Below are 15,028 nucleotides of genomic sequence, written 5' to 3'. Positions count from 1 at the left end.
CCGTTAGGGATCAGCAGGAAAGGCGTCGCCCCAGCCGGTCTTGCGCGTGCGCCGGGCGAGGTCGCGGTCGCGCCCGGCGACGGTCCTGTCCTGCAGGCCGTCGGCGGTGCAAAGGCGGAAGAGGGTGGCGGGTTTGGTGGCTTTCGGCGGCCGCAGGACACGGGCCGCCGCTGGCCGGATCACCATGCCGGGTTTGGCAATGGCGACATAAGAATAGCGTTCGTCTTCGAACGGGACGTCGGCGCCCTTGGCGGCCTTATGGGCCTTGAGGCGCGGCAGGCGCGCGGAGAAATGGCACCAGTCCGGCGTCTGGAGCGGGCAGGGGCCGGCATGTGGGCAGGGCGCGACGACCTGGCCACCGGCGGCGATCAAGGCGGCGCGCGCGCGGTCGATAACCGCGAAACCCTGCGGCGTGCCCGGCTCGACGATGACCACCAGTCCGGTCGCGGCGGCGTAGAACTGCCGGGCGATGCCCGCCACCTCGTCGGGCGGAATTTCGTTCAGCGCGTAGCCGGCAACCACCAGGTCGGTCTTGGCGGCTTCGGCCAGGTGCCGCGCCATCGGTGCTGTGATCCAGGTGGCGCCGGCAAGGGCGCGCGGGCCCGCCTCGGCGAGCTTGCGCCCGAGGCCGATCATGCCGGAATGGGCGTCGACCAGGGTTGCCGTGGCGATGCCGGGAAAGGCATCGGCGACAGCCCAGGCGGCGGTGCCGGGGCCGCAACCGATATCGGTGACGCTGACGGGTTGGATGTCGACGCGCGCCGCGACCTCGTCGAGCACGGCGCGAAAGGCGGCATAGGTCGCCGGCATGCGGGCCACCGCATAGGCAGCGAGATCGACGGCCGCGTCGAGCCTGGTGCCGTGGCCGCCGCGATAATGGCTGGTGAGCCGGCTGCTCGCCTCGCCGAGCGCCCGGCCAGGGTGGGCGGCGGCCAGCGCCTCCAGGCCGGCGCGCAGCGACGCAGGCAGCTCGCCGCTCAATCCTTCACCGGAACCGTATAGTTGAGCCCGATGCGGCCGCCATCGGCATAGATGGTCTGGCCCGTGATGTAGCTCGAACCGTCGGAGGCCAGGAACACCGCCACCTTGGCGATTTCGTCGGGCTCACCGATGCGGCGGAGCGGCGTGCGCGACAGCAGGCGATGGCGCGCGGCGGCGTCGTTGTTGACGTTCTTCAGCATGTCGGTGGCGATCGAGCCGGGACCGATGGCATTGACCCGGATGCCATATTCGGCAAGGCCCAGCGCCATCACGTTGGTAAGCTGGCGGACACCGCCCTTGGAGACGCAATAGGGGGTCTGGTTCAGGATGCCGAGCACGGCATTGACCGAGCTCATGTTGACGATGGCGCCCGGCGCCTTGCCGGCCTTGACCTGCGCGACCATGCATCTGGCGACCGCCTGGCCGACCAGGAAGGAGCCCTTCAGATTGACCCTCAGCACGCGATCGAAATCGGCCTCGGCCAGATCGAGGAAATCGTCATTGTGCGAGATGCCGGCATTGTTGACGAGGATGTCGATATCGCCGGTGAAGGCGGCGCGGGCCGCTTTCACCAGGGCGTCGACGGAGGCCTTGTCGCCGACGTCGCAGGCGACGAACACCGCCTTACCATTGCCGCCGAGCTCGACCGCGGTGGTTTCGCCGACATCCGCCATGATGTCGGCGATGACGACCTTGGCGCCCTCGGAGACGAAGCGCTCCGCGATGGCGCGGCCGATGCCGCGCGCCGCGCCGGTGATGACTGCAACCTTGCCGTCGAGAACGCCCATGCCCTGCTCCTGATGCGAGAATATCAAGCTTTCTAAACGGAAAACTCAAGGCACGGCAGAGCTCCGATCTCAGGTCAGACCGTCAATACGATCTTGCCGATATGAGCATTGGTCTCCATGCGGGCATGCGCCTTGGCCGCGTCGATCAGGGGGTAGGTCGAATCCATCACGACCTTCACCTTGCCTGATGCCAGCAGCGGCCAGACCTTGGCCTGGAGTGAATCGGCGAGTGCTGCCTTGAAGGCGATGTCGCGGACGCGCAGCGTCGAGCCGGTGAAGGTGATGCGCTTCAGCATGAGCCAGCGCAGGTCGAGCTTCACCTCGGAACCGTGCAGGAAGGCGATCTGGACGATCCGGCCATCGGCCGCGACGCAGTTCAGATTGCGCTCGACATAGTCGCCGCCGACCATGTCGAGGATCAGGTTGACGCCCTTCTTGGCGGTGATCTCGCTGACCGCCTGGACGAAATCCTGGCTGCGGTAGTTGATCGCGTGATCGGCTCCGAGCGCCTTGGCCGCGGCGCATTTGTCATCGGATCCGGCCGTCGTCAGCACGGTCGCGCCAAAGGCCTTGGCGAGCTGAATGGCGGTGACGCCGATGCCGGATGTGCCGCCGTGGACCAGGACGGTCTCGCCCGACTTGAGCCCGCCACGGTCGAAGACGTTCGACCAGACGGTGAAGAAGGTCTCGGGAATGCCGGCCGCTTCGACCAGCGAGAGGCCGGCGGGGACAGCCAGCGCGTTGGTCTCGTGCACCACGCAATATTCGGCATAACCACCACCGGCGACCAGCCCACAGACCTTGTCGCCGAGCTTGAAGCGGCTGGCGCCGACGCCAAGGGCTGCAACTTCGCCTGATATTTCCAGGCCCGGAATGTCGGAGGCGCCCTTCGGCGGCGGATAGCCGCCGGCCCGCTGCAGCACGTCCGGCCGGTTGACGCCGGCGGCGGCGACCTTGACCAGGATCTCCTGCGGGCCGGGCGTCGGCACCGGGCGGGTCTCCGGCACCAGGGCTTCCGGCCCGCCGGGGACCGGAATTGCGATGGCGGTCATGGTTGCGGGCAGCGCTGCGGTCGAGCCAGTCATGAGCCTTGTCCATTTCGACAGGGAAGGGTTGATGGTGATAACCTCTGGCCAAGCGCCACGCCAGCCGGCGTATCGGAGGTTCACCATGGAAGAAGAACAGAGGCCTCGCCCGAAACCACCAGCCCATGAGGTCGGCAGCGATCTGGCGACCCTGTCCATTCACGAACTGGCCGAACGGGTCGATCTTCTGAAAGCGGAGATCCGGCGGCTCGAGACCGCCATCGCGGCAAAGACGTCGAGCAAGAGTGCGGCCGACAGCGTCTTCAAATTCTGAGCAGTCGTAGCCTGCGTCCCGCATCCGGAACGAATCGCCGCCTGCAACGGCGGGGGTTAACCAGGGGTTAACCTTTCCAGTTTATAACCGAAATCGTTCAGTTCGCTGGACGCGAGTGGCTCCTGTCCACTCTGTTTGACGCCTCCCTGTTAATTACTTTCGGGCCGCCCTCGGGCGGCCTTTTTTTGCAGAGCATCCTGCTGCAGCATAGCATCCGATTCGTCCCAAGGCGGGACAAGGACCCTGGCATCGTGCTTGCTCGTTCAAGGCCAGAGCCCCGTTTACCTTCGCTTAAGCATGTTCTGGACAGCGGAGGGCAACGACGGCAAGGACGATGCCTGTGGGAGTTGATGCGTCATGTCGAATGAGTTCGCACCTGAGATCCGGCCAACTGTCGCCTTCGCCGCGCGGCTGGCGAGCTCGCCGGCATTCAAGGATCTGTTCCGCGATGGGATGGGCCTGGTCGAGGAAACCGCCACCTATCTCGATGGATCGGGCCGGCTCGAAAGCAAGGCCCTGGATCGCAGTGCGGCGCTTGCTTATGCGACCGAGAGCATGCGGCTGACCACCCGGCTGATGCAATTGGCCTCCTGGCTCCTGCTGCAGCGCGCCGTCAACGAGGGCGAGCTCACCCAGGAACAGGCCGCCCAGGAGAAGTCCAAGGTGCGGCTGTCCTCGGTCGGTGCGGCAACCCCCGATGCGACCCTTGTCGACCTGCCCGAGGCGCTGCGCGAACTGATCGGCAAGGCCATGCGCCTGCAGGAGCGGGTGATGCATATGGACAAGCTGCTCTATTCCGGGGCCGAGCCGGCCGCGCCGAACCCGCGCAACATGGTCGCCGGACAGATCGACCGGCTGGCCGCCGCCTTTGGCATGAAGCGCTGAGCCGGCGTCTGGATTTCGGCTGAACCCGCGCCTATAAGACCCGCCAAATCACCGCCGGCCTGACGCGGTGCGCCCATGCGCCCTGCTGGCCGGTGAACGTGCGCCACAGGGGCGGGGTCGAGAGGGTCACGATGGCCGGGCATTCCCAGTTCAAGAACATCATGCATCGCAAGGGCCGCCAGGATGCGGTCCGCTCGAAGCTTTTCGGCAAGCTCGCGCGCGAGATCACGGTCGCGGCCAAGATGGGCATGCCCGATCCCAACATGAACCCGCGCCTGCGTCTGGCGATCCTGGCGGCGCGCGCGGAAAACATGCCGAAGGACAATATCGAGCGCGCCATCAAGAAGGCGGCCGGGGGCGACACCGAGACCTATGACGAGATCCGCTACGAGGGGTATGGCCCGGGTGGCGTCGCGGTCATCGTCGAGGCGCTGACCGACAATCGCAACCGGACGGCTTCGGAAGTGCGCTCCTATTTCACCAAGAGCGGCGGCAATCTGGGTGAAACCGGGTCGGTGTCGTTCATGTTCGATCGGGTCGGCGTGGTCGAGTTCGAGGCCGCCAAGGCTTCGGCCGACGACATGCTGGAGGCGGCGATCGAGGCCGGCGCCGAGGATGTCGTCTCCTCCGAGACCGGCCACGAGATCACCACCACGATCGAGAGCCTGGTCGAGGTGACCAAGACGCTGGAAGCGAAATTTGGCGAACCGCGCAAATCGGCGATGACCTGGAAACCGCAGAACACCATCGCGGTGGATGACGAGACCGGCGAGAAGCTTCTGCGCCTGATGGATGTGCTGGACGAGAACGACGACGTCCAGAATGTCTATGCCAATTTCGAACTGTCGGACGCGCTGGTCGCCAAGATGGGCGGCTGATGCTGGACGGTCGATTGATGCGGGGCGGCTCGGGCCGCCCGGCCGGGACTATCTGAGCCAGGCGTCCAGCACCGGCAGGCTGGTCAGCGCGGCCGCCGCGATCACCGCGAAGGCCACCGGCCGGAACAGCCGCGCGTCGGCATGGCTGAACAGCAGCGAGCCGAGCCCGATGCCGACGCCATAGGGCAGGATCGCCCAGGCGGCGATGCGCAGGACTTCCAGGTTGAAGATGCCGGCAATGGCCAGCAGCGCGCCCGACAGCAGCGAGGCCGGCACGAAGAAGGCGACGGAGGAGCCCCTGACCGCCTCGTTGCGGCTCGGGCCAGCCAGCCAGAACAGCGACAGCACCATGCCGCCGAGACTGGCGATACCCGAAATGAGCCCCGATGCGGCGCCGGTCGCCACCGTTGCCGGCAGGCCCGGCGAGGTTTCGACACGCTTGGCGGTCAAGAGCATGGCGAGTGCGACGACGATGGAAATCGAGGTGACCCAGCGGATCGGCCCGGGATCGAAGGTCATCAGCACATAGACGCCGAGCGGCAGGCCGACGACATAGCCCATGAACAGGGGGCCGATCTCGCTCCAGCGCGCATGTTTCCAGGTCGAGCGCACCATGGCGAGCTGCAAGGTGCCGTCGATGATCCACATGATGCCGATGGCGGTCTTCGGGCCGAGATAGGCGCCGGCGACCGGCATGAAGATCATCGCCGAGCCGAACCCGGTATAGCCGCGCACGGTACCGGCCACGAGCGCCGCGACGAGGACGAGCAAGGGCGGCGAATCGCCGAGACGGGCAAGAAAATCCATGATGCCTGTCGATTAGAGCGGATCGATCTCCGGCGGAACGGCGGAAGTCGCCGGATCTGCCTTGCTCAATTGGCGTGCGGCTCGTTCGGCAACGCGCGTCAGGTGAACGACGAGGTCGACCTTGGTGATCTCGTAGCCGTCGGGCGGCAAGGGCAGGCGATCGAGCGCGACGGCCCCGGCCGGGATGTTCAGGATCCGGTCCTCGGCGTCGATATAGAAGTGATGGTGATCGCCGACGTCGGTGTCGAAATAGCTGCGCTCGCCATTGATCGAGATGCGGCGCAGCAAACCGGCATCGGCAAACTGGTTGAGCGTGTTGTAGACCGTCGCCAGCGACAGCGGGCTTCCGGCATCAAGCGCGTCGCCATGCAGGTCGGCCGCGGTGACATGGCGATGCCGGTTGCCGAACAGCAGGCGGCCGAGCGCGATACGCTGTCGCGTTGGCCGCAACCCGGCGGCTCGGAGGGCGGCTTGAACCTGGACCGCGGACAGCCAGGCGTCGTCGTGCGCGGCACGCAGCTGGTCTCGGAATTCATCGGGAACAAGGAGCATCGGGGTGCCGGTTCTCTTTCAGATGCAAATGAGTTGCAATTGCATTCTGTCAAAAACGCGGCCGCCGTCAATTCAGGCGATGCCTGTTCCGCGCAGACACGCATGGTTCGAAATCCGTGAATGCCTTGCCCGCTCGCTGCGAGGCTTTGCCGTGACGCGGTAAATTTAGCGATGAAGGCGCGTGTCGGCGGCCTTCTCGGATAAGTTGGCGGTCATGTCCGACATGATTCGCATTCTCGGCATCGACCCTGGGCTCCGCCGCACCGGCTGGGGTATTATCGACGTGACCGGCAACCGGCTGATCTTCGTTGCCTGCGGCACGGTGACATCGGACGCCGAAACGACTCTGGCCGAGCGCCTGGCGCAGCTCTATCGCGGTGTGGAAGATGTGGTGCGACGCTTCGAACCGAACGAAGCGGCGGTCGAAAACACCTTCGTCAACAAGGATGCGACCGCCACCTTGAAGCTCGGCCAGGCGCGTGGCATCGCCATGGTGGTGCCCTCGCTCGCCGGCCTGCCGGTGTCCGAATACGAGCCGAACAAGGTCAAGAAATCGATCGTCGGCGCGGGCCATGCCGACAAGAAGCAGGTCGAGATGATGATCGGCATCCTGTTGCCCAAGGCCGATCCGAAGACCATGGATGCGGTCGACGCACTCGCTATCGCCATCACCCATGCCCATCATCGCGGGCCGGCGCGCCTGCACGCCTGACCGGCGTTGACCTCAGCCGCATCGTCGCGGGATGCTCGGCGACATCAAGGCTTGCCCGGAGACCCCCAGGTGATCGCATTCGACAAGATCCAGGCGCGCGCCGAGACCCGCAAGGGCGGCCCGGCCGCGCTCAAGGCGCTGTTGCCGCCGGTGATGGCGAAGGCCGAGCTCGCGGCGCTGCCCGACGACCGGGTGCTGGCGGAAATGACCCGGCGCATCTTCTGCGCCGGTTTCGTCTGGCGGGTGATCGACAACAAGTGGCCGGGGTTTGAAGAAGCCTTTCTCGGTTTCCAGCCGAAGCCTTTGTTGTTCCAGCCGGACGAGTTCTGGCACGACCGGGCGCGCGACCCGCGCATCGTCAAGAATCCGCTGAAGATCAAGAGTGTGCGCGAGAACGCCGCTTTCGTCGCCGATGTCGCGGCCGAGCGCGGCTCCTTCGGCAAGTTCCTGGCGGCCTGGCCGGCCGACGATCAGATCGGGCTGTTGGATTTCATGGCCAAGCGCGGTTCGCGGCTTGGCGCCCGCACCGGCCAGTATTTCCTCCGCTTCATCGGTTTTGACGGCTTCGTCACCGCGCGCGACACGGTGGCGGCACTGCGCGACGCCGGTCTCGATATTGCGGCCGAGCCGACCTCCAAGGGCGACCTGAAGAAGATCCAGGCCGTGTTCAACGCATGGGCGCGCGAGACCGGCCTGCCGCGCGTGCACCTGTCGCGCACCTGCTCGATGTCGATCGGCGAAAATTACGACGCGGCGACGCTGATGCGTTATGGCGGGGGCGAAGAGTGAACAAACCGTCCGTCCGGCCAGCGAATCCCCTATAAGGGGCGCAGGATGCAGGGACGGATATCGCCATGATCGGCAAGTTGAAGGGCACGATCGACTCCTATGGGCCCGATTGGGTGATCGTCGACGTGCACGGCGTCGGTTACGTCGTGCACTGTTCGTCGCGCACGCTGCAGGCCCTGCCGGCGGCGGGCGAAGCGGCGGTGTTGTCGATCGAAACCATGGTCCGCGAGGACATGATCCGGCTCTACGGTTTCGCCAATGACCTGGAGCGCGAGTGGTTTCGCCTGCTGCTCGCCGTGCAAGGTGTCGGCGCCAAGGTGGCGCTGTCGGTGCTGTCGACGCTGAAGGCGAGTGATCTCGCCACCGCCATCGCCATGCGCGACAAGGCGGCGATCGGCCGGGCCAATGGCGTCGGGCCGAAGGTCGCCGAGCGCATCATCACGGAGTTGAAGGACAAGGCGCCGGGCTTCACCGATATCGATCCGACGCTTGCCAAGCTGGTCGGCGACGTCGACGACAAACGCGCGCCCGGCCCGATCCGCGACGCCATCTCGGCCTTGACCAATCTCGGCTACGGCCAGCCGCAGGCCGCCGCGGCCATTGCCGCCGCCGCCGGCAAGGCGGGCGAAGAAGCCAATACCCAGACGCTGATCCGGATGGGGCTGAAGGAACTGAGTTCTTGAACAGGCCATCGTCGACCTGAGCCAAGCTGTCGCGAAACGAGACGATCGTGTAACCAGCCGGAATGACCGAAGCCCGCCGCATCTTGAACCCCGAACACCGCGACGACGATGCGGATGTGCATCTGCGTCCGCAGCGGCTGACCGAATTCATTGGCCAGGCGCAGGCGCGGTCGAACCTCGAAGTGTTCATTTCGGCCGCCAAGATGCGCGGCGAGGCGCTCGACCACGTGCTGTTCGTCGGTCCGCCTGGGCTCGGCAAGACGACACTGGCACAGATCCTGGCGAAGGAGCTCGGCGTCAATTTCCGCTCGACCTCGGGACCGGTCATCGCCAAGGCGGGTGATCTCGCGGCGCAATTGACCAATCTCGAAGACCGCGACGTGCTGTTCATCGACGAGATCCACCGGCTCAATCCGGCGGTGGAGGAAATCCTCTATCCGGCGATGGAGGATTTCCAGCTCGACCTGATCATCGGCGAGGGGCCGGCGGCGCGCTCGGTGAAGATCGACCTCGCCAAGTTCACCCTGGTCGGCGCGACCACGCGTGCCGGCCTGCTGACGACGCCGCTGCGCGACCGTTTCGGCATCCCGATCCGGCTGCAGTTCTATACCGTCGAGGAGCTCGAATATATCGTCACCCGTGGCGCCCGCGTGCTGGGTGTCGGCATGGCCGCGGATGGCGCCAACGAGATCGCCCGGCGGGCGCGCGGCACGCCGCGCATCGCCGGCCGGCTGCTCCGGCGGGTGCGCGACTTCGCCATCTACCGGGATTCCGACACGATCACCCGGACCATCGCGGATGAGGCGCTGACCCGGCTCGAGGTCGACGCCGCTGGCCTCGACGCGATGGACCGGCGTTACCTCCAGGGCATCGCGCTCAACTATGGCGGTGGGCCGGTGGGCATCGAGACCATGGCGGCGGCGCTGTCCGAACCGCGCGACGCGATCGAGGAGATCATCGAGCCGTTCCTGATCCAGCAGGGCTTCCTGCAGCGCACGCCGCGCGGCCGGCTGTTGACCAGCCATGCCTTCAGGCATCTCGGCCTGGCGGAACCAGCCCGCGACGCCACCCAGTTCCAGCTGTTCAAGGGCGACGAGGACGACGCCTGAGCCGCGTCTTGCCGATTGAGCGCTGGTCCGATCGAAGGTTTGGCCGCGTTCAGGCCTCGCTTTCGCCAGATCAAGCCCCTATGCGGCGCGGCAAAATCCGTTGAGATCGTTCACCCGAAGGTTGACCGCATGATCAAGTCCCCGGCGCTTGCCGGCCATATCGAAGACGAAACCCACCATCTCTCGGTCCGCGTCTATTACGAGGATACGGATTTCTCGGGCGTCGTCTATCACGCGAGCTATTTGCGCTTCATGGAACGCGGGCGGACCGATTTTCTGAGACTGCTCGGCGTGGCGCAGGGCGACCTGTTCGACAAGGCGAAGGAAGAGGCCGGCGCCGGCTTCGCCTTCGTCGTGCGCGCCATGGGCATCGAGTTCCTGCGCCCGGCCAAGATCGACGACGTGCTGACCATCGAGACCCGCACGGTCGAGGTCAAGGGCGCGACCATGAACCTTGCCCAGCGCGTGCTGCGCGGCGAGGCGGTGCTGGTGGAAGCGACCGTGCGGGTCGCCTTCGTCGCCGGCGGCCGGCCAATGCGCATCCCTGACGCGCTGAGAAGGATCATGACGCCAAGGGCGTGATGTGCGAGTGAGAGCGTCCCTTTTTGGCGTCGTTACAGCAGATTTAGTCTCTTCATGTCGCTTCTCGGCTTCGGGCCGGCCGAACTCGCCGCCATCACCGCCATCATGGCGGTCGCCACCGTCATCCAGATGGCGGTTGGCGTCGGGCTGTCGCTGGTGATGATCCCGCTCCTGGCCATCATTTCGCCGAGCCTGGTGCCGGGTCCGGCGATCGCCTCGGCTTTCGTGGTGATGCTGGCGATGGTGCGCGGCAACAGCCACCTGATCGACCGCGCCGAGATCGGCTGGGGGGCTGGCGGCCTGCTGATCGGCACGGCCATCGGCGTGCTGGCGCTGCTGGCGATCGACCCGACCCATCTGCCGCGGCTGTTCGGCGGGCTGATCCTGCTGGCGGTGGGCCTGTCGCTGAGCGGGCTGCATCTGGCGCTCAGCGCCCGCAATATCGCGATCACCAGCGTCATATCAGGCTTCATGGGCGGCATGTCGGGCATCCACGGACCGTTGATCGGCGTGGTCTATGCCGGCCAGAACCCGGCCAAGGTGCGCGCCACGCTCGGGCTCTACTGGATCGTCGCTTATGCCATGCTGATTGCCATGCATGTCGCGGCCGGCCGGTTCGGGTTCGCCGATCTCGGCCGCGCGGCGCTGCTGGTTCCCGGCATTTTGATCGGCACCTGGCTGGCGCCGTCGGCGGTCGCGCTGATGGACCGTGAAAGGATGCGTATCGGCCTGCTGGCCATCGCCGTGGTCGGCGCGCTGGTGCTGCTGGTCCGGGGGTGAACGACCAAGTCTTCGCTGACGCATTCGCGCATAGCAGTCGCGCGACCACCTTTTTGTGACAATTACCGACGGCAATAAGCTGTTGCAGTGCGGCAATAACCCAGTCTTAACCTTATCGATGGCTTGGTAGTTTACCACGCGGATGTACAGACCGCGTCACGGTCAAGACACATTCGAGGGTCATTTCGCCCTCCAGGGACGGGAAAAAGCGCGAAAACTGCACAGGCGCTGGCCGTTCCGGGTTCTCAAACCGTGGCGTGGGCTGTTCTGCGACCTCGAAGCCGGACCTGTCGCGAAAAGGATCGCCGCCTATGAATCCCGCCGATGTCGCCCAGACCGCCGTCGCCGCATCCCACGACGTGTCGCTCTGGGGTCTGTTCATTACCGCCCATTGGGTGGTCAAGCTCGTCATGCTCGGCCTCGTCTCGGCCTCGATCTGGGTCTGGGCGATCATTGTCGAGAAGATCATCCTGTTCCGCCGCACGCGCAGCCAGATGGACCGCTTCGAGCAGGTTTTCTGGTCCGGCCAGTCGCTGGAGGAACTCTATCGCAGCCTGGCGCAGCGGCCGACCACCGCCATGGCGGCGCTGTTCGTTGCCGCCATGCGCGAGTGGAAGCGGTCGCACGAAACCGCGTCGCGCTCCTTCGCCGGCCTGCAACAGCGCATCGACCGGGTGATGAACGTCACCATCCAGCGCGAGGTCGAGCGTCTCGAGGCTCGCCTGATGGTTCTGGCGACCGTTGCATCCGCCGGCCCGTTCATTGGCCTGTTCGGCACGGTCTGGGGCATCATGACCGCCTTCCAGGCGATCGCGATCTCGAAGAACACCTCGCTCGCGGTGGTCGCGCCCGGCATTGCCGAGGCCCTGTTCGCCACCGCCATCGGCCTTGTCGCCGCAATTCCGGCAACCATTGCCTATAACAAGCTTGCCGGTGAGGTGAACAAGATCGCCAACCGGCTCGAAGGCTTCGCCGACGAGTTCGCCGCCATCCTGTCGCGTCAGATCGATCAGCAGGGTGGGCCGACCACCTACGACCAGCGCGCGGCCTGAGGAGACGACCATGGGAGCTCATGTCGCAAGCGGTGGTGGCGGCCGCGGCAATAACGGCCGCCGGCGCCGCCGCGCCTTCGTGATGAACGAGATCAACATCACGCCGATGGTCGACGTGATGCTGGTGCTGATGATCATCTTCATGGTGGCGGCACCGCTGATGACGGTCTCCGTGCCGCTGGACCTGCCGCAGGCGTCCGCCCGCGCGATCCAGCAGGACAAGCCGCCGATCACCGTTTCGGTGCGTCAGAACGGCGATATCTATCTCGGCGACAACAAGGTCGAACAGGCCCAGTTGATCGAGCAGCTGAAGGCCATGGCGCAGAACGGCGGCGAGGAGCGCATCTTCGTGCGCGGCGACGCCGCGGTGAATTACCAGGCCATCATGGACGTGCTGTCGCAGATCAAGGGCGGCGGCTTCACCAAGGTCGCGCTGGTCGCGACCGAACGCGCGTCGCGCTGAAAGCTGGCCGAGGTTTGAAGAGCGTGGCGCTGCACCCGCAAAAAGTCGGATATGGGGTCTCGGTGGGCGGGCATGTGCTCCTGCTTGCCGCGGCCCTGGTCGGCTTTCTGAGCGCGCCGCAGAAGCCGGACGAGGGCGAGAGCGTGCCGGTCGAGATCGTCTCCGACGAGCCGGCGCAGTCGACCCGCGGCGATCGTCGCGGCGAGCGCACGCCAACGCCGCAGCGTGTCGTCGACCGCCAGACCCCCGAAGAGCGCCAGACCCCGGACGAGGCTTCCGTGCCGGTCGCCCGCGAGCGGGTGCAGAACATACAATTGCCGCCGCCGCCGACCCCGCGTCCGCCGATGCCACAGCCGCCGCAGCCCGAACAGGCCGAGGCGCCGCCGCCGCCGGCCGCCCGCCCGGCGCAGGTCGCGGCCGTCCAGCCGCCGCAGCCGGCGCCGCGCCCGACGCCTGCCGTTGCGCCCGAGCAGCGCGAGGACCTCGAAGCCAAGCTCGCCGAGATCCAGGCGCAGCAGAGGCGCGAAGACGAGCAGCGCCGCCAGGAGCAGCGCCAGGCCGAGCAGCGCCGGCGCGAGGAAGAACAACGTCAGGCCGTCGCCCAGCAGCAGCGCGAGACGCGCGAGCGCGAACAGCGTGAAGCCCGCGAAAAAGCCCAGCGCGAGGCCCGTGAGCGGGCGCAGCGCGAGGCCCGCGAACGGGCTCAGCGGGAGGCGCGCGAGCGGGCCGAGCGCGAGCGCCAGGAGCGGGCCAATGCCCGGCAGTTCGATCCGAACTCGATCGCTGCCCGGCTGAACACCAGCCCGACCCAGGAGAATGACCGCCGTCAGGCCGCCCGCACCGAGGCGACCGGTGCCAGCGCGCCGGTGCGCACCGCCTCGCTCGGCACCGCGACGGGCGCCGCCGCGCGCATCTCGGGCCGCGAGATCGATGCGATCCGCGCCTGGGCCGAGCGCTGCTGGGAAATCCCGATTTCGGCACGCGAGGGCAATAGCCAGGCCGTGCGGCTGAGGGTGTCGTTCAATCCCGACGGCACCGTCACCGGTCGCCCCGAGGTGCAGAACCCGCGTGGCGATTCCAATTTCCAGGTGCTCGCGAATTCCGCCGTGCGCGCTGTCATGCGCTGCTCGGCCGAGGGCGGCGTGAGGCTGCCGCGCGAGCGTTATGAAACCTGGCGCGAAGTCGTGCTCAACTTTGACCCGAAGGAAATGATGCGCTGAGCGCCCACCGTCACCGTCGTGACCCAGGGCGTCGCTAAGCTCAGCGACTGATCGAGACTCATGATGACCTTGCTCCTGAACCGCCGCAATCTCCTGTCCGCCGGTGCCGCCCTCGGCGCTTCCGGCCTGGTATCGCCTTACGCTCGAGCGCAGCAGAGCCAGCCGCCGGTGATCGACATCCGGCGCGGCCAGGTGCAGCCCTTTCCGATCGCCGTGCCGAATTTCGGCGGCGAGGGCGATATCGGCCGCAATATTTCCGGGGTGATCGAGAACAACCTCCGGCGCTCCGGCTTCTTCCGGATCATCGACCGCCAGGCCTATGCCAATGTCCAGGTCGATCCCGACCAGGCGCCGAACTTCCAGCGCTTCCAGGCGACCGGTGCCGCCGGTCTCGTCACCGGCCGGGCCGGCCGCGGCGCCGACGGGCGTTCACGGGTCGAATTCCGGCTCTGGGACGTCGCCCAGGGCAGCCAGCTGCACGGCCAGCAATTCGCCACCCAGGAGGCCAATTGGCGGCGCATCGCCCATATCATTTCGGACCAGATCTTCGAGCGGGTGACCGGCGAGAAGGGCCATTTCGACACCCGCGTGGTGTTCGTCGACGAGACCGGCCCGAAGGACCGCCGCCAGAAGCGGCTGGCCATCATGGACCAGGACGGCGCCAATGTGCGCTACCTGACCCGGGGCGGCGACCTGGTGCTGACGCCGCGCTTCTCGCCGTCGAGCCAGGACATCACCTACATGGCTTATAATTCCGGCGAGCCGCGCGTCTTCCTGCTCAATATCGAGAGCGGCCAGCGCGAGCAGGTCGGCAATTTTCCGGGCATGAGCTTCTCGCCGCGGTTCTCGCCCGATGGCCAGCGCATCGTGCTGTCGTTGCAGCAGGGCGCGGGATCGTCGATCTACTCGATGGACCTGAGGTCGAAGAACGCGGTACGGCTGACCGACGGTTCGGCCATCGATACCGGCCCGTCGTTCTCGCCGGATGGACGGCAGATCGTGTTCGAAAGCGATCGCGGCGGCACCCAGCAGCTCTATGTGATGAGCTCGGGCGGCGGCGCCGCCAACCGCATCTCGTTCGGCGAGGGCCGTTATTCGACGCCGGTCTGGTCGCCGCGCGGCGACCTGATCGCCTTCACCCGCCAGGGCGGCGGCCAGTTCTCCATTGGCGTGATGAAGCCCGACGGCTCGGGCGAGCGCATCTTGACCTCGGGCTACCACAACGAAGGCCCGACCTTCGCGCCGAACGGCCTGTTCGTCATGTTCTTTCGCGACCAGGGTGCCGGGCCGCAACTGTTCCAGTCGGACATTTTTGCCCGCGCCGAGAACCGCGTGCCGACGCCGAGCTTCGGCTCCGATCCGGCCTGGGGCCCGACGCTGAGCTGAGC

At 66.5% G+C, this 15,028-nt stretch carries 19 protein-coding genes; 14 read left to right on the top strand and 5 right to left on the bottom strand.

Annotated elements, in window-relative coordinates; all coding sequences use genetic code 11:
• Positions 1-3: 3 nt before the first annotated feature.
• The 3 genes from E8M01_RS05010 to E8M01_RS05000 form a co-directional block, all read right to left on the bottom strand.
• Positions 4-981: a small ribosomal subunit Rsm22 family protein gene (locus tag E8M01_RS05010; protein ID WP_136959108.1), complete on the bottom strand. Its 978-nt coding sequence runs from the start codon at positions 979-981 to the stop codon at positions 4-6.
• Complete coding sequence (locus tag E8M01_RS05005; RefSeq protein WP_136959107.1) at positions 978-1,769, bottom strand: SDR family NAD(P)-dependent oxidoreductase; 792 nt, start codon at positions 1,767-1,769, stop codon at positions 978-980. Before E8M01_RS05005 ends, E8M01_RS05010 begins: the two co-directional genes overlap by 4 nt.
• A gap of 74 nt (positions 1,770-1,843) precedes the next feature.
• The gene (locus E8M01_RS05000) at positions 1,844-2,854 is read right to left on the bottom strand and encodes an NAD(P)H-quinone oxidoreductase (RefSeq protein WP_246088602.1); all 1,011 of its coding nucleotides are present in this window, start codon (positions 2,852-2,854) and stop codon (positions 1,844-1,846) included.
• Here E8M01_RS05000 and E8M01_RS04995 point away from each other — a divergent pair.
• From E8M01_RS04995 to E8M01_RS04985, 3 genes are all read left to right on the top strand, one after another.
• Positions 2,853-3,128, top strand: coding sequence for a DUF1192 domain-containing protein (locus E8M01_RS04995; protein ID WP_342778672.1), 276 nt, complete (start codon positions 2,853-2,855; stop codon positions 3,126-3,128). The genes E8M01_RS05000 and E8M01_RS04995 overlap by 2 nt on opposite strands.
• A 357-nt stretch (positions 3,129-3,485) precedes the next feature.
• Positions 3,486-4,013, top strand: a complete 528-nt coding sequence (gene rcdA, locus E8M01_RS04990) for a protease adaptor protein RcdA (RefSeq protein WP_136959106.1) — start codon at positions 3,486-3,488, stop codon at positions 4,011-4,013.
• A 131-nt stretch (positions 4,014-4,144) separates the two neighbouring features.
• A complete protein-coding gene (locus E8M01_RS04985; RefSeq protein WP_136959105.1) occupies positions 4,145-4,891 on the top strand; it encodes a YebC/PmpR family DNA-binding transcriptional regulator in 747 nt (248 codons plus the stop codon).
• A gap of 48 nt (positions 4,892-4,939) precedes the next feature.
• On the opposite strand, the gene E8M01_RS04980 is transcribed toward E8M01_RS04985, so the two are convergent.
• Positions 4,940-5,698 carry a sulfite exporter TauE/SafE family protein gene (locus tag E8M01_RS04980; protein ID WP_136959104.1) on the bottom strand — a complete coding sequence of 253 codons (759 nt, stop codon included), beginning with the start codon at positions 5,696-5,698 and terminating at the stop codon, positions 4,940-4,942.
• 12 nt (positions 5,699-5,710) lie between these two features.
• Positions 5,711-6,250, bottom strand: coding sequence for an iron response transcriptional regulator IrrA (gene irrA, locus E8M01_RS04975; protein ID WP_136959103.1), 540 nt, complete (start codon positions 6,248-6,250; stop codon positions 5,711-5,713).
• Between irrA and E8M01_RS34970 the strand changes: the two genes are divergently transcribed.
• The 11 genes from E8M01_RS34970 (at position 6,170) to tolB (ending at position 15,026) form a co-directional block, all read left to right on the top strand.
• Positions 6,170-6,370 carry a hypothetical protein gene (locus E8M01_RS34970; protein WP_170181689.1) on the top strand — a complete coding sequence of 67 codons (201 nt, stop codon included), beginning with the start codon at positions 6,170-6,172 and terminating at the stop codon, positions 6,368-6,370. The genes irrA and E8M01_RS34970 overlap by 81 nt on opposite strands.
• A 94-nt stretch (positions 6,371-6,464) precedes the next feature.
• Positions 6,465-6,962, top strand: coding sequence for a crossover junction endodeoxyribonuclease RuvC (gene ruvC / locus E8M01_RS04970; RefSeq protein ID WP_136959102.1), 498 nt, complete (start codon positions 6,465-6,467; stop codon positions 6,960-6,962).
• Positions 6,963-7,031: 69 nt separating this feature from the next.
• A complete protein-coding gene (locus E8M01_RS04965; RefSeq protein WP_136959101.1) occupies positions 7,032-7,751 on the top strand; it encodes a DNA-3-methyladenine glycosylase I in 720 nt (239 codons plus the stop codon).
• A 65-nt stretch (positions 7,752-7,816) separates the two neighbouring features.
• A complete protein-coding gene (ruvA, locus tag E8M01_RS04960) occupies positions 7,817-8,434 on the top strand; it encodes a Holliday junction branch migration protein RuvA (RefSeq protein ID WP_136959100.1) in 618 nt (205 codons plus the stop codon).
• Positions 8,435-8,496: 62 nt separating this feature from the next.
• Positions 8,497-9,543, top strand: coding sequence for a Holliday junction branch migration DNA helicase RuvB (gene ruvB, locus E8M01_RS04955; RefSeq protein WP_136959099.1), 1,047 nt, complete (start codon positions 8,497-8,499; stop codon positions 9,541-9,543).
• Between the two features lie 129 nt (positions 9,544-9,672).
• The gene (gene ybgC, locus E8M01_RS04950) at positions 9,673-10,125 is read left to right on the top strand and encodes a tol-pal system-associated acyl-CoA thioesterase (protein ID WP_136959098.1); all 453 of its coding nucleotides are present in this window, start codon (positions 9,673-9,675) and stop codon (positions 10,123-10,125) included.
• 54 nt (positions 10,126-10,179) lie between these two features.
• Complete coding sequence (locus E8M01_RS04945) at positions 10,180-10,905, top strand: sulfite exporter TauE/SafE family protein (protein ID WP_136959097.1); 726 nt, start codon at positions 10,180-10,182, stop codon at positions 10,903-10,905.
• A 311-nt stretch (positions 10,906-11,216) separates the two neighbouring features.
• Positions 11,217-11,957, top strand: coding sequence for a protein TolQ (tolQ, locus tag E8M01_RS04940; RefSeq protein ID WP_136959096.1), 741 nt, complete (start codon positions 11,217-11,219; stop codon positions 11,955-11,957).
• Positions 11,958-11,967: 10 nt separating this feature from the next.
• On the top strand, positions 11,968-12,420 hold the full coding sequence (gene tolR / locus E8M01_RS04935) for a protein TolR (RefSeq protein WP_136959095.1): 453 nt from the start codon (positions 11,968-11,970) through the stop codon (positions 12,418-12,420).
• Between the two features lie 62 nt (positions 12,421-12,482).
• Positions 12,483-13,640 carry a cell envelope integrity protein TolA gene (gene tolA / locus E8M01_RS04930; protein ID WP_170181790.1) on the top strand — a complete coding sequence of 386 codons (1,158 nt, stop codon included), beginning with the start codon at positions 12,483-12,485 and terminating at the stop codon, positions 13,638-13,640.
• Between the two features lie 63 nt (positions 13,641-13,703).
• Positions 13,704-15,026, top strand: coding sequence for a Tol-Pal system beta propeller repeat protein TolB (gene tolB / locus E8M01_RS04925; RefSeq protein WP_246088601.1), 1,323 nt, complete (start codon positions 13,704-13,706; stop codon positions 15,024-15,026).
• Positions 15,027-15,028: the final 2 nt, after the last annotated feature.

The organism is Phreatobacter stygius (assembly GCF_005144885.1).
Taxonomy (GTDB): domain Bacteria; phylum Pseudomonadota; class Alphaproteobacteria; order Rhizobiales; family Phreatobacteraceae; genus Phreatobacter; species Phreatobacter stygius.
This window is presented reverse-complemented; position numbering and strand designations above follow the sequence as displayed.

Excerpts from the sequence above, each read along its gene's own strand:
- ruvB (WP_136959099.1), top strand. The coding sequence starts at position 8,497 with ATGACCGAAGCCCGCCGCATCTTGAACCCCGAACACCGCGACGACGAT.
- ybgC (WP_136959098.1), top strand. The coding sequence starts at position 9,673 with ATGATCAAGTCCCCGGCGCTTGCCGGCCATATCGAAGACGAAACCCAC.
- E8M01_RS04980 (WP_136959104.1), bottom strand. The coding sequence starts at position 5,698 with ATGGATTTTCTTGCCCGTCTCGGCGATTCGCCGCCCTTGCTCGTCCTC.
- E8M01_RS05005 (WP_136959107.1), bottom strand. The coding sequence starts at position 1,769 with ATGGGCGTTCTCGACGGCAAGGTTGCAGTCATCACCGGCGCGGCGCGC.
- ruvC (WP_136959102.1), top strand. The coding sequence starts at position 6,465 with ATGTCCGACATGATTCGCATTCTCGGCATCGACCCTGGGCTCCGCCGC.
- tolR (WP_136959095.1), top strand. The coding sequence starts at position 11,968 with ATGGGAGCTCATGTCGCAAGCGGTGGTGGCGGCCGCGGCAATAACGGC.
- E8M01_RS04945 (WP_136959097.1), top strand. The coding sequence starts at position 10,180 with ATGTCGCTTCTCGGCTTCGGGCCGGCCGAACTCGCCGCCATCACCGCC.
- E8M01_RS04995 (WP_342778672.1), top strand. The coding sequence starts at position 2,853 with ATGAGCCTTGTCCATTTCGACAGGGAAGGGTTGATGGTGATAACCTCT.
- ruvA (WP_136959100.1), top strand. The coding sequence starts at position 7,817 with ATGATCGGCAAGTTGAAGGGCACGATCGACTCCTATGGGCCCGATTGG.
- E8M01_RS04985 (WP_136959105.1), top strand. The coding sequence starts at position 4,145 with ATGGCCGGGCATTCCCAGTTCAAGAACATCATGCATCGCAAGGGCCGC.
- tolQ (WP_136959096.1), top strand. The coding sequence starts at position 11,217 with ATGAATCCCGCCGATGTCGCCCAGACCGCCGTCGCCGCATCCCACGAC.
- rcdA (WP_136959106.1), top strand. The coding sequence starts at position 3,486 with ATGTCGAATGAGTTCGCACCTGAGATCCGGCCAACTGTCGCCTTCGCC.
- irrA (WP_136959103.1), bottom strand. The coding sequence starts at position 6,250 with ATGCTCCTTGTTCCCGATGAATTCCGAGACCAGCTGCGTGCCGCGCAC.
- E8M01_RS05000 (WP_246088602.1), bottom strand. The coding sequence starts at position 2,854 with ATGACTGGCTCGACCGCAGCGCTGCCCGCAACCATGACCGCCATCGCA.
- tolB (WP_246088601.1), top strand. The coding sequence starts at position 13,704 with ATGACCTTGCTCCTGAACCGCCGCAATCTCCTGTCCGCCGGTGCCGCC.